This is a genomic window from Propionispira raffinosivorans DSM 20765 (assembly GCF_000381065.1).
Taxonomy (GTDB): domain Bacteria; phylum Bacillota; class Negativicutes; order Selenomonadales; family Selenomonadaceae; genus Propionispira; species Propionispira raffinosivorans.
Genome location: NZ_KB905887.1, coordinates 1 through 12,632 on the forward strand (window position 1 = coordinate 1; position 12,632 = coordinate 12,632).

Sequence of the window (12,632 nt, forward strand, 5' to 3'; positions counted from 1 at the left end):
TTGCCATTGCATAAAGTTGCCCTTGATCAGCCGGATTATTGATAACATCTGCAGCAATGATTATGTGATTTTTCTCATCAACAGCAGTTTGCATATTATATGCCACATCAAATCCCATATTATTAGCACTCATAAGTCGTGCATCTTTATCTGTCAAAGATACTTCTCCATTTTTTAAAATCTGTTGTTTGATTTCAACCAAATCATGAATACGCTGGGTTGCATTAGCTAATTTTTCTTGTATTTCTTCCTTATTATAGCTAATGGTACTACTGGTACTACTGGTATCGTTTTCATCATTATTTTCTAATAGTTCCAAATAACGTTGAGCGGCTTGTTCAAAATGTGCTAACATTTTTTCAATTTTACCTTTGGTCAAATTTTTCTTGCGAGCGTTATTGGCGCGAAATTTGCTACCGTCTATAGCGACGATTTCTTTACCCAAGAGACCGAGATCATTGCATAAGAAAGAAAAGTGTTTAAAAATATTTTTGAGTAAAGATATATTATTCTTTCTAAAGTCGGCAATAGTGCGATAATCGGGCTTTAACTCTTGAATCAGCCACATCAATTCTATATTTCTTTTACACTCAGATTCCAATTTTCGGGAAGTTCTTATACCATTGAAATATCCATAAAGATACAGCTTAAGCATATCGGCAGGATTATATGGTTTACGACCTGTCGCTTTTGTAGTTGCATATTTAAATCCAAACTCATTTAAATTTAAACTACCAACAAAGGCATCTAATACACGTACAATATTATCTTCACTTATCATTTCATCAAGTGACATAGGTATAAGACTTATTTGGTTTCTATTTGTGTTATTAGAAATATATCGTTCCATAATTCACCTCAAAGCATGAAATTTTATAATTCAATTATACCATTACAACGATACTAGCACCTCATTGTTTTCGCACAGTCTGACGTGTCTATTTTGTTAGCTTTTTCAATATTATAATAAATCTACTATCCTGAAATTCTGAAAGCTGATTCGTTATATCCCTGTACAGAGCCGACTGTGTTTTTGGATTGTGTCGTTTCGATTCCATCCAGTGCTTTTTTTGCATTTCAGTTCCGATTGTGAAGCCAACCCGGCTCCCCATCAGACCGGACTCTTTTCCTTATAGTATCGCTTTTATTGACAAAAAAAGACACGTCTCCATGGTGCCCCCCTTATTTTGTATAGAAAATGCTGCTTTTATATCTCCCCTGCCAATCATTATAATTGGTATATTTGAGCCACCCTGCCTTATCTTCATTAGTTTTTACACAAATCCAAAAATCGTTTTCAGGTGCAGCTATAGCTTCGTAATCTCCCCAATTGTTGTATCCCTTCCCACCTCTATAAGAAACAGCCAGGCCTTGAATACCATCTCCTGGTACATATAAAACTTGATTTTCATACCAAGCTAAATAAAGCCCTTCTCCAGTATAAGCCAAAAGGTAAATATAATCCCCTTTCTGTGGAAGCAGTTTATTTCCATTCATCCTAGATAAGTCTCGATATAAATTCGGCTCCATCGCTCTAATATAAACTGGATATCTCACTGGATACGTATAGAGAACCGTCGTCACTAACTCAACCTCGTCACCGGGTTCAATTACACCATATTCTGCGGCTTCTTTGGGAAACTCTGATAAATATTGCTTGATTCGCGTTGTAGTATATTTCCCAAATGGACTATCAATATCTGCTGGCCACCTATGTTCAATATTAAATATTTCTGGAGGTGGACTTTGTGCATAAGCATTTTGTCCTGTCACTAATAACCCTAAAGACATCCACACTAAATAACCAATACAGAACCTAAAGAACCATTCCTGTTTTTCCATAGCATTATCCCCTCGGTTTTTATGTAACATTATCGTTTGATAATGAAAAAATCTTCTCAAAACCATTATTTCCATATTTTTTATGTAAATTCCTTCATTAATTAGCGTTATCAGAAAATCTCATGCATCAACTACCAGCGGAATACACTGATACTTACCGAATTTTCTAAAAGTTGTGAAATATTTTAGAATAAAGCTTCTTATAAACATAAATACTCTATTTTCCAAACCACCTTTTTATATAACACTTCTGGTAGTTGTATTGCAGGGGCCAACAGGAAAGGTTCTAATACCCTTAATTGTATTGAATTTTTCAAATTTAGTTGGTTATTCAAATAGCAAAAACGACACGTTAAAGCTGTCACGCTTTAGGTCTATCCGTCTAACCTTTTTTATTCATAAGAAAAGCACCAGTCCGAACCTAATCAACGTTCAATTTCTGGTGCTAATAAATTTTTTATTTCAGTATCTTTCTGAGCTTTTTTCCAAAGTTCTTTGCTCTTAACCAGAGAGCTCCAAATTACTTAAGCCTATAAAGCTTGGACTGTATAGCTCAAAAATTTTCCACTTTATAACTATCAACTTGATTTATGAGCATATTTTTTAAGACATTTTTTTTTGGTACATATCCTATAACTTCCATCCGGTTCCTCTTTTAATGCCCCACTTTCAAGTGCATTATTCCAATTTAGCATCACAGCATACGCTAATGCATCAGATTCTTCTGGAGATCGTGAATCAACGGTTCGAAAAGGGCGCTTAGGCCTCATGGATAATATTCCACTAGTCCGTTTTTTTACATCTTTAATCCAACCATCTAATAATATTTCTGATGCCATAACGTGCCCGCCATTCCATATTTTTATTGGTAAATTGTTTAGCAAATGAAAATTTTCGTGATTTCCATCGACAAAAACGGTTGTATAGGGCTGTTTCGCAAGCCAATTCAACCGTTTTTTGTCACCCCAAGACTTGCCGTATTTAGCAGACCACCACGGCAGGCCAAAATCTCCGCAAACGATAACAATATCATCAGCCGTTAGGTTGGCAAAAGGTTCGGCAAACCGTTCTCGTGGCTCACCGTGAATATCACCTGTGATGTAAGTTGCCATTGTCAGCACCTCGTTATCTATTCATAATACGCCCGTTATTTTGCAGGCTTAATATGGATTTTACGCTTTTAGTGAGTAATTCGCTTCATAATCCATAGCCACGCCATATTCGTTCAATACCTGGCCTTGGTGATGCTTTCCATCCGTTAAAAGGTCAACAATGATCTTGCCACCTTGCGGAAGAGTCTTCATGAATAATCCTGTCATATTCCCGTTCAAGTCAGTCGTAATCCCGCCTGGCATCACACCAAATATTTCAACTGAGATATTATTTTTTGTATAGTACGCACCAAAAGCCGCAATCATTGAGTTTAATGATGCTTTACTGGTCATATAAGCGAAAGGTGCAAAGAAATCACTGGCAACTGTTGGAATGCTCAAATTCAAGATGCGCCCATTATTAGCCGCTACTATAGGTGTAAAGGCTTTAATCATTTCAAAGTTCCCAAAGAAATTCACATCAAAAACTTCCCGTAATTCAACGGTAGTGAAATCTAAAGCACCCTTATGCATGTCACCGGGAATACCAGCGTTATTAATCAAAACATTCAAGTCAGCATGATTGGCTTTAATATATTTCGCCGCAGCATGAATAGTTGACACATCATTCAAATCTACTTTGATCCATTCCGCATTGACGCCACTAGCTTTAAGCTCCGCCACGGCTGCTAAGCCACGTTCCTCACTACGTGCTCCCAATAAGATCGACCAACCTTGTTGACCTAATTGACGGGCAGTTTCAAAACCAATTCCTTTATTCGCACCGGAAATTAATACTTTGTTTATCATAATATCGCTCCTTTGTTTTCACGATTTCGACTACTTTATCAGTGGCGTTTATGTAACCGCCTGTTGAAAACGCCCCTCTGATGAGCCTCGCTGTTCACAATATTTTCTAGTACGTCAATAACGCTTTAAATGGAATTCTTTCGAACAAGTTAAATATGCTAAAATAAGCTTATGAGGATTTGTAGGTAATGAGCTGAGTTGAGGCTGAAATAATGTAGCTATATAAAATTTATTTTGGGATAATTCAAGTATTCTTACTTCATTTTGCTCATCTGTGCCGACTATTTTAAAACCACTTTCACCCATCCATTGTCGATATTTAGGATTGAGTCCAAAGGTACAGCTAAAACGTTCCTCAATCTCTGTTTTGTTATAATACTTGTAAATCATCGAATTTTTATTTACAAAAACCTTACGTGTTTCTCCAATCAAAGAGCATGATAGCGGAGTTATAATTAAATCCGAAGCATCTGGGTTATATTCCGCATGTTGTACATCATTTAATCCTAATTTATTCCGTGCATACTCAATGACTGTATATTGAAAACCTGCGCATGTCCCAATAAATGGATAATTATTTTTTCTTGCAAATTGAATTGCATTTAATGCACCCTTTTCACTCTTATATACACCAGGTGCGCACCAAAATCCATCAAAGCCGCTAATATGATCGATATTTCTTTCCAATGACTCAGTAGTTAACCATTGTATTTTTATTTTAATTCCTAAATAATTCGCACAGTGATTTAATGCTTCGTTTGTCGCCTTATGAGATTGACGTTCTAAATCAAAATCTCCAATTATTCCAATTTTAACAAAATCATCCACATTTATTTCTCCTTAAATAAATATCACCATTTCTGATAGTATAACACTTTCTCGCATGTTACGAATGCTAGTTCTAACATGGCAGCAACTTATGTTAAATCAATTTCAACCCAATAATTCGAATACCCAAATATTCTTAACCTAATGGCATTGCGCAAATCCGATGCTCTTTTCTTTTTCGTAACAGTTTTTATTTGGCTCTCATTTAAACGATCGAGCAATGCCGCAGAAAGAATGCCTGAACCAGCCCCGGTATCTCAACTCCTAACGGCCTAAATTATCATAGAGATGCATCTTGCGCTGCTTTGTTCCTACCTGTATACGTTCCAATGTTTTGCTCCATGTACGGATTGTTTCCATTTCTAAAAATTTCTTTAATGGTACAATGTTTTCCGCTAAATCAAACGCTTTCAATGCATCATAGTACAGGTTTTTTTCTTCATCAAATACAATAAGCGGGGGTTCGTCATGCATCATCAGATAATAATTTAAAATAGTTCTACCGACACGTCCATTTCCATCTGCAAAGGGATGAATATATTCGAAATTTACGTGAAGATAGGCAGCCGTAGTTAAATGATTATTACCACTATATGCATTAATTTCTTGTAACATATCTTCTAATTGAGAGGATACTTCATCTGGTCTGGCTCCAACTTCGGCTTCGCCAACAACATAATCATGTTTTTTAAATTCACCAGGTCGTTCTCCATTTTCAATGTAGCGTCGTTCATCATATGTGCCACCTGTTAAAATTCGATGAATTTCTTTTATCAGATCTATCGTTAATGGTTCCTTATTTACAATTTTTGATTTTAAAAATTCATAACAAAGCTTTTGATTTTGCTGTTCAAACAGGGTACGTGCATCTCCTGTATAGTTAAGGACTTTATTGTTTTCAAAAATCTCTTTTGTATCATTAAATGTAATGTGATCATTTTCTATTTTCCCGGAATTATATGCAAAAAGAATTCTGAAATTAGATAAATATTTGTCTAGTTTTTCCGGAGTGGTAATATCATATGATTTCCATAACTTTTGAATTTCGCTATAGTCCGTCATATTTACAGTCACGCCTTTCTTTGCCGTCTATTTCTAGGTTCAATCAAAAAATCAATTTCACTAGCCATCGTTAATATGACAAATCCCCACCATACTGTCTTTTTATTGTATCATATCATCCGATGCTTTTTCGTTGCTCTATGTCATTCATTTGATAACCTTTGCAATCACTTTTAAATTTTCTTTTATATTCTTGAGCGCTTTTTCCATACGGCGCCGATCTTCAATTTGTTTACTTATACTATCAAAATCAATATTTTTAATATAAACCGTCTTGACTTTCATATTCTCTCTAAACATAAGGTATGGATAAGATTTTCCACCTATTTTTTTATGCACAATAGAGCCTCTAGGTAATAACTTCATTTTAGATTCATAATCTTGTTTTTTCTCTAAGAGACGTGCTTTTTCATCTGCTAATATTCCTTCAATATAGACCATACTATTCACCGCTTTTAACCTATATATATTTTTTACAGAAAAATGTAGGTTAAATATATTTTAACCTACATTCGTTATTTTTTCAATATATTCAGGTTAAATCTAATTAAATAAAAAAATCTGGTGCAATATTAAAGTGCATCAGATTTTTAATTTGCCAAAACTTCTGTTAAAGCCTAGTAAAAATATTTTATTGTTATAACAGTGCCCTTCAAGTCATTAATCAAAATTCCTCAAAACCGAAACATAATAGATACCACACTAGGCTTCTGTCGTTTTATGAAATCCCCCCATTTTAAAGCCAGTTCACACAACTTATATTTCTGAATTTTTCCACTGGCTGTAGTTGGGTAAGTTGCAACCATTTCTATGTATTTTGGGATTTTATAATGGGAAATCTTTCCCCGGCAGTAAGCTTACCTGCACATCTTTTATTTTGGGGTGAGTATAAAGAAATTCTTCGATTTCGCGCGGATAGATATTTTCACCGCCGCAAATGATTGTATCTTTCAATCGCCCCATAATCTTACAATAGCCATTATCATCCATAACAGCCAAATCCCCAGTATGCAGCCAGCCATCATGATCAATGACTTTAGCGGTGGTAGAAGGCATCTTATAATAGCCTTTCATTATATTGTAACCCCGCGAACACAGTTCGCCTTGAACACCCCGATGGTTTTCTATTCCAGTATCTGGATGAATGATTTTCACTTCCACATTAGGCAGCGCTCGCCAATCAAGTTGTAGTGTGTGAGCATAACCCTTTTGGAAAAGCCAGTGGTGCCTGAAGTATACTGCATATTAACAACATCATTCTGATTTAAGGACGATTGCCACCTCTGAAGGCTTCTATCATTTGTTCTTTTTTGTCATAATTTGCCTCTCTAATGCTAACACCTTGCTTTGTCCAATTATCTACTTTTTCTTTTGGCAAACGACTTAAATTGGAACACGTAAAAATCAACTGTTTTCCAGATACATACTGAAGCATGTTCTCTGCTATTTTACCGCCTAATTGTCCATTTATTCCAGTAACAATATAGCGCATATTTTTATCTCCTACCAGTATTCGTTTAAAATTATTATCTACATATCGATAAATAAATTTTATCTTTCAATATCCGTTTTCGTTGCTTTAAGACGTGCTTTGGCACGATCAAAAGCAGCCTGGGCACGAATTGAATCGATATCTTTGCTTTTTTCAGCACTGGTTTTAAATGCTTCCAATCGTTCCTGCGCCCTGGCATATGCTTTTTGCGCACGATTGATATCAATATTGATTGGCAGTTCAGCCGCCGATGCTAAGATCGTAATCTTATCTGGCTGCACTTCCATAAAACCGCCGCTCACAGCAATAAGCTGCTCACCAGCATCTGTCTTAGCCCTCATAGCATGAGGAATCAATCCAGTAATAAGCGGAGCATGATGCGGTAAAATGCCAAGTTCACCACCCGTACTACGGACAATAAGCATATTAACATCGGTTGTATAAACAACTTTTGTTGGAGAAACAATTTCCAGCTTTATTGTAGCCATGAATTATTCCCCCTTTTTCATTTTGCGATCTGCTTCTATAACCTCATCAATAGTACCAGCCATATAGAAAGCGGCTTCTGGAATATCGTCATGTTTACCTTCTAAAATTTCTTTAAACCCGCGAATCGTTTCTTTCAGTGGAACATATTTCCCTGGTGAACCAGTAAATACTTCCGCTACGAAAAACGGCTGGCTTAAAAATCTTTGAATTTTACGCGCTCTGGCAACAACGAGTTTATCATCATCTGATAATTCTTCCATACCCAAAATCGCAATAATATCCTGCAATTCTTTGTATTTCTGAAGGACTGCCTGTACACCACGAGCTACTTCATAATGATCTTCACCAATAACATGAGGGTCAAGAATACGAGAAGTAGAATCCAGTGGATCCACTGCTGGATAAATACCTAATTCGGCAATTTGACGAGAAAGTACTGTCGTTGCATCCAAATGGGCAAATGTTGCAGCTGGAGCGGGATCTGTCAAATCATCAGCCGGTACATATACGGCCTGTACCGAAGTAATAGACCCTTTTTTCGTTGATGTAATACGTTCTTCAAGCGCACCAACATCGGTTGCCAGTGTAGGCTGATACCCAACTGCAGACGGCATACGACCGAGCAATGCAGATACTTCAGACCCAGCTTGAATAAAACGGAAAATATTATCAATAAACAAAAGTACATCCTGACCTTGTACGTCACGGAAATATTCTGCCATCGTAAGACCTGTTAATGCTACACGCATACGAGCACCTGGTGGTTCATTCATCTGTCCATAAACAAGTGCTGTCTTATCAATAACGCCGGATTCTGTCATTTCTGACCACAAATCATTACCTTCACGCGTACGTTCACCTACACCAGCAAATACGGAGTATCCACCATGCTGTGTTGCAATGTTATGAATCAATTCCATAATCAGAACTGTTTTACCAACACCAGCACCACCGAACAAACCGATTTTACCACCACGGGAATACGGTGCAATAAGATCGACAACCTTAATCCCCGTTTCGAGAATCTGTGTTGAAGTTTCCTGTTCGTCGAATTTTGGTGCAGAACGATGAATTGACCAAAATTCTTTATTGCCAACCGGCGCTGGATTATGATCAACCGTTTTACCAAGTACATTAAATACTCGACCAAGGGTTTCATTCCCAACAGGTACTTTAATTGGAGATTTCGTATCGACTGCTTCCATTCCACGAGTCAAACCATCGGTAGAACTCATTGCGATACAACGAGTGACACAATCACCCAAATGCTGCATAACTTCAACTGTCAAATCAATCTTCACTTCACCTGCGACCCCCTGAATGGTGATCGCATTTAAAATTGCTGGTAGTGAATCCGCTGGAAATTCAATATCTACGACAGGTCCAATGACCTGTACTACTTTACCATTAGCCACTATAAGAAAACCTCCTTACTTCAAGGCTTCCGCACCACCCACGATTTCTGTGATCTCGCGGGTAATGTTTGCCTGACGCACTTTATTATAATGCAAGTCTAATTTGTCAATGAGTTCTTCGGCGTTGTCCGTTGCATTGCTCATCGCAGTCATACGGGAACTTAGCTCACTTGCGGAAGCTTGGAGTAACGCCGCATATATTGTTGTTACCAAGTATTGTGGTAATAAGAATCCTAGCACTTCACCAGCGGATGGTTCATAAATATATTCTCCACTTGATGCATCCTTTTCACCATCTCCAAGATCGTCAAACGGCAATAATTTAATCGTTGTCGGAATGGAGGTGATTGCCGAGATGAATTTTGTATATACCATATAGATTTCATCACATTCACCTGCTGTGAATTTTTTGATGAGATCCGAAGCGATTTCGCGCGCATTATCATACGTAGGGCGTTCGCTGATACCGGTATATTGACTCACGATACTGTAATGGCGGTTGACGAAATGATCTCTCGTTTTTCTGCCGACCGTGACTAAATCCACTTCGGATTTGTTTGAAATATGCGCTGCTGCTTCTTTAAAAACATTACTGGCATAAGCACCAGCAAGACCTTTATCCGAGGCAAGCACGAGATAGAGTTTTTTTCCATCTTGACGCACTTCGAGCAGCGGATGGCTGAATTCGCCGCCTGCATTTGCCGCTACATCGGCAATAACCTGACGCATTTTATCAGCGTATGGCTTATTGGCCACTGCCGATTCCTGTGCCCGGCGCAAGCGAGCTGCAGCTACCATTTTCATGGCTTTTGTGATTTGCTGGATACTTTTTACGCTTTTTATACGACGGCGTATGTCTTGTAAACTAGCCAATTAAAAATCACCTCGCTGCATTATGCTTTCTTATAAGAAAATGTTTCCTTAAATTCACCAATTGCCTTGTTGATCTGTTCTTCAAGGGCATCGTCGAGTTTTTTCTGTTCAATAATTTTTGCACCAATTTCAGCATGCGTGCTATTCATGAATTTGAGGAAGCCCTGATGGAAGCGCACTACCTGATCTACTGGAATATCCGCTAAAAACCCTCTTACTGCGGTATAAATAATCAGTACCTGATCTTGTACTAAAAGTGGTGAATACTGTGCCTGTTTCAACGTTTCTACCATACGTGCACCACGATCGAGCTGATCTTTGGTAGCTTTATCAAGATCCGAACCAAACTGCGAAAAAGCAGCAAGTTCACGATATTGAGCAAGGTCAAGACGCATACGCCCGGAAACTTGTTTCATCGCTTTAATCTGAGCACTACCACCAACACGTGATACCGAAAGACCTACATTGATAGCCGGTCTAATCCCAGAATAAAACATTTCTGTTTCAAGCATGATCTGACCATCTGTAATTGAAATAACATTTGTCGGAATATATCCGGAAAGATCGCCTGCCAAAGTTTCGATAATTGGCAGTGCCGTAATGGAACCTGCACCAAGTTCATCTGATAACTTTGCCGCACGTTCCAAAAGACGAGAATGTAAATAAAATACGTCCCCAGGGTATGCTTCACGACCTGGTGGTCTACGAAGCAATAAGCTCATGGCACGATAAGCTGCCGCATGTTTCGAAAGGTCATCATATACGCATAGACCATGCTGGCCTTTGTACATGAAATATTCCGCAATTGCCACACCGGCATAAGGAGCCAAATACTGAAGTGGTGCACTATCTGCAGCCGTTGCAACAACAACAACTGAATATGCCATAGCGCCCTGATCTTCTAATGTTTTTACCACACGAGCAATTGTCGATGCTTTCTGACCAATTGCTACATAAACGCAGAAGCAATCCTGTCCTTTTTGATTTAAAATTGTGTCAATCGCAATTGCTGTTTTACCAGTACCACGGTCACCAATGATAAGTTCACGTTGTCCACGACCAATTGGCACCAAAGCATCAATTGCTTTAATCCCTGTTTGCAATGGTTCATGTACTGATTTTCTATCAGCGATACCAGGAGCCGGATATTCAATCGGACGATTTTCTGTCGATTCAATAGGCCCTTTGCCGTCAATTGGACGACCCAAAGCATCCACCACACGTCCGATCATTGCTTCACCAACAGGTACCTGCATGATACGGCCAGTTCTTTTAACCGTGTCGCCTTCTTTAATAAGTACATCGCCACCGAGAATAACGGCGCCGACGTTATCTTGTTCAAGGTTTAATACTAAACCATAAATATCGTTACCAAAGTCAAGTAATTCTCCCGCCATAGCTTTTTCTAAACCATGGATGTGAGCAATACCATCACCAATTTCGATAACAGTTCCTACATCATCAACATTCAGATCCACATCATAGTTTTTGATCTGTTCCTTGATAATGGCTGTTATTTCTTCTGGATTCATTTTCATACTACTCTGTCACCCCAATCTACAAGTTAATTTGCCATTAATTGTTTTTGTAATGATTGCATCTGGCGTATTATGCTGCCATCGATAAGTCTATCACCGATTTTTACAACTACACCGCCGATAATGCTCTGATCTATTTTTGTCCGAACCACAACTTTTTTCCCTGTAGATTCTTCCAATTTTTCAATCAGTTTTGCTTGCTGCTTTTCATTTAAAGCAGATGCTACCGTAACTTCTGCATGAATGATATTTTGAGCAGCATTTGACAGAGTTTGATATTCTCTGACAATTTCTTGTAATAAAACTTCACGACGTTTGTCGATGAGCAGCATCAAAAAATTATAAACTGATACAGACAGTTCTTCCTTAAACAGTTTAGCGCAAAGATCTTTTTTTGCATTTGGCTGAATTTGAGGGTTCACTAAAAATGAGGCTAATTCTTTATGTGCATCAATTTCGCTGGCAACTGTTTTTAGATCAGTGCCATATTCATCGATTTTACCATCATCTTGTGCTACTTCAAAAATTGCCTTCGCATATTTATTTGCCAACTGCATGTTTAACATGGCAAACCACCCATTTTGTCTTTGTCTAGTTTATCGATGAATTCACCAATCAAGCGATCATTAGCTTCTGTATCAATATTGCTGCCAATAATTTTTGTTGCTGCAGCCATTGATAAAGCGACAACTTCGCCTTTTAACTGGGCTACGGCCCGCTCACGTTCGTGAACGATTTCTGCCTGAGCGGCTTTGCGCATTTGATCGATCTCACGTTTTGTTTCATTGATATGTGCTTCGCGCTCTTCTTGCGCTCTTTTAATCGCCTTATCTACGATTTCTTGTGCTTGTATTCTAGCGGTTGCAAGCTGATCATGGTATTCCTTCAGAAGTTCCTGTGCTTTAAGCTCATCTGCTTCTGCGGATTCAATGCTTTTCGCAATTTGATCTTCACGCTCTTTTAAAACTTTCATCAAAGGTTTATAAGCAAATTTTGTTAAAATTGCTGCCAAAATTAAAAAGTTAAAAATCTGTGCAACCAAAGTCATATTAATGTCAACCATTCTGCTGCCTCCTTATCTCACGTATAAAGTGGGCGACGGCATTCTTATGCTGTCGCCCTCACATAAAAAGTCTATGACAATTCATTATTTGATTAATGGATTTGCATATAACAGAACGATGGCGATAAC

The 12,632-nt window shown here is 38.0% G+C and carries 16 protein-coding genes; all 16 read right to left on the reverse strand.

Annotated features, from left to right (window positions below; all coding sequences use genetic code 11):
* A partial coding sequence (locus F606_RS0119905) for a transposase (protein ID WP_026329519.1) occupies positions 1–850 on the reverse strand: 850 nt, incomplete at its 3' end.
* A gap of 332 nt (positions 851–1,182) precedes the next feature.
* Positions 1,183–1,842, reverse strand: a complete 660-nt coding sequence (locus F606_RS0119915) for a hypothetical protein (RefSeq protein ID WP_019555632.1) — start codon at positions 1,840–1,842, stop codon at positions 1,183–1,185.
* Positions 1,843–2,420: 578 nt separating this feature from the next.
* Positions 2,421–2,954: a metallophosphoesterase gene (locus F606_RS22510; protein ID WP_019555633.1), complete on the reverse strand. Its 534-nt coding sequence runs from the start codon at positions 2,952–2,954 to the stop codon at positions 2,421–2,423.
* A gap of 60 nt (positions 2,955–3,014) precedes the next feature.
* On the reverse strand, positions 3,015–3,743 hold the full coding sequence (locus F606_RS0119925) for an SDR family NAD(P)-dependent oxidoreductase (RefSeq protein ID WP_019555634.1): 729 nt from the start codon (positions 3,741–3,743) through the stop codon (positions 3,015–3,017).
* A 114-nt stretch (positions 3,744–3,857) separates the two neighbouring features.
* Complete coding sequence (locus tag F606_RS0119930; RefSeq protein ID WP_019555635.1) at positions 3,858–4,571, reverse strand: CTP synthase C-terminal region-related (seleno)protein; 714 nt, start codon at positions 4,569–4,571, stop codon at positions 3,858–3,860.
* 264 nt (positions 4,572–4,835) lie between these two features.
* A complete protein-coding gene (locus tag F606_RS0119935) occupies positions 4,836–5,645 on the reverse strand; it encodes a Fic family protein (RefSeq protein ID WP_211210119.1) in 810 nt (269 codons plus the stop codon).
* 135 nt (positions 5,646–5,780) lie between these two features.
* Positions 5,781–6,074 carry a DUF6788 family protein gene (locus tag F606_RS0119940; protein ID WP_019555637.1) on the reverse strand — a complete coding sequence of 98 codons (294 nt, stop codon included), beginning with the start codon at positions 6,072–6,074 and terminating at the stop codon, positions 5,781–5,783.
* Between the two features lie 384 nt (positions 6,075–6,458).
* Positions 6,459–6,794: an AMP-binding protein gene (locus tag F606_RS21835; protein ID WP_033368747.1), complete on the reverse strand. Its 336-nt coding sequence runs from the start codon at positions 6,792–6,794 to the stop codon at positions 6,459–6,461.
* Positions 6,785–6,877: an AMP-binding protein gene (locus tag F606_RS24085; RefSeq protein ID WP_407635990.1), complete on the reverse strand. Its 93-nt coding sequence runs from the start codon at positions 6,875–6,877 to the stop codon at positions 6,785–6,787. The genes F606_RS21835 and F606_RS24085 overlap by 10 nt, the downstream gene beginning before the upstream one ends.
* A 20-nt stretch (positions 6,878–6,897) precedes the next feature.
* Entirely contained in the window at positions 6,898–7,125 is a 228-nt protein-coding gene (locus tag F606_RS0119950) for a Rossmann-fold NAD(P)-binding domain-containing protein (RefSeq protein WP_019555639.1), read from the reverse strand.
* Between the two features lie 59 nt (positions 7,126–7,184).
* Positions 7,185–7,613: an ATP synthase F1 subunit epsilon gene (gene atpC, locus F606_RS0119955; RefSeq protein WP_019555640.1), complete on the reverse strand. Its 429-nt coding sequence runs from the start codon at positions 7,611–7,613 to the stop codon at positions 7,185–7,187.
* 3 nt (positions 7,614–7,616) lie between these two features.
* Positions 7,617–9,029: a F0F1 ATP synthase subunit beta gene (atpD, locus tag F606_RS0119960; protein WP_019551799.1), complete on the reverse strand. Its 1,413-nt coding sequence runs from the start codon at positions 9,027–9,029 to the stop codon at positions 7,617–7,619.
* A 15-nt stretch (positions 9,030–9,044) separates the two neighbouring features.
* A complete protein-coding gene (atpG, locus tag F606_RS0119965) occupies positions 9,045–9,902 on the reverse strand; it encodes an ATP synthase F1 subunit gamma (RefSeq protein WP_019551798.1) in 858 nt (285 codons plus the stop codon).
* A 20-nt stretch (positions 9,903–9,922) separates the two neighbouring features.
* Positions 9,923–11,440, reverse strand: coding sequence for a F0F1 ATP synthase subunit alpha (atpA, locus tag F606_RS0119970; RefSeq protein WP_019551797.1), 1,518 nt, complete (start codon positions 11,438–11,440; stop codon positions 9,923–9,925).
* A gap of 26 nt (positions 11,441–11,466) precedes the next feature.
* Positions 11,467–12,006 (reverse strand): F0F1 ATP synthase subunit delta, encoded by a 540-nt coding sequence (locus tag F606_RS0119975; RefSeq protein WP_019551796.1) that lies wholly within the window; start codon positions 12,004–12,006, stop codon positions 11,467–11,469.
* Positions 12,000–12,503, reverse strand: coding sequence for a F0F1 ATP synthase subunit B (atpF, locus tag F606_RS0119980; RefSeq protein WP_019551795.1), 504 nt, complete (start codon positions 12,501–12,503; stop codon positions 12,000–12,002). The genes F606_RS0119975 and atpF overlap by 7 nt, the downstream gene beginning before the upstream one ends.
* Positions 12,504–12,632 lie beyond the last annotated feature (129 nt).

Coding starts and splice junctions, on each gene's coding strand:
- atpF (WP_019551795.1), bottom strand. CDS start 12,503: ATGGTTGACATTAATATGACTTTGGTTGCACAGATTTTTAACTTTTTA.
- atpA (WP_019551797.1), bottom strand. CDS start 11,440: ATGAAAATGAATCCAGAAGAAATAACAGCCATTATCAAGGAACAGATC.
- F606_RS0119950 (WP_019555639.1), bottom strand. CDS start 7,125: ATGCGCTATATTGTTACTGGAATAAATGGACAATTAGGCGGTAAAATA.
- F606_RS0119940 (WP_019555637.1), bottom strand. CDS start 6,074: ATGGTCTATATTGAAGGAATATTAGCAGATGAAAAAGCACGTCTCTTA.
- F606_RS22510 (WP_019555633.1), bottom strand. CDS start 2,954: ATGGCAACTTACATCACAGGTGATATTCACGGTGAGCCACGAGAACGG.
- F606_RS0119915 (WP_019555632.1), bottom strand. CDS start 1,842: ATGGAAAAACAGGAATGGTTCTTTAGGTTCTGTATTGGTTATTTAGTG.
- F606_RS0119925 (WP_019555634.1), bottom strand. CDS start 3,743: ATGATAAACAAAGTATTAATTTCCGGTGCGAATAAAGGAATTGGTTTT.
- atpC (WP_019555640.1), bottom strand. CDS start 7,613: ATGGCTACAATAAAGCTGGAAATTGTTTCTCCAACAAAAGTTGTTTAT.
- F606_RS0119975 (WP_019551796.1), bottom strand. CDS start 12,006: ATGTTAAACATGCAGTTGGCAAATAAATATGCGAAGGCAATTTTTGAA.
- F606_RS24085 (WP_407635990.1), bottom strand. CDS start 6,877: ATGCAGTATACTTCAGGCACCACTGGCTTTTCCAAAAGGGTTATGCTC.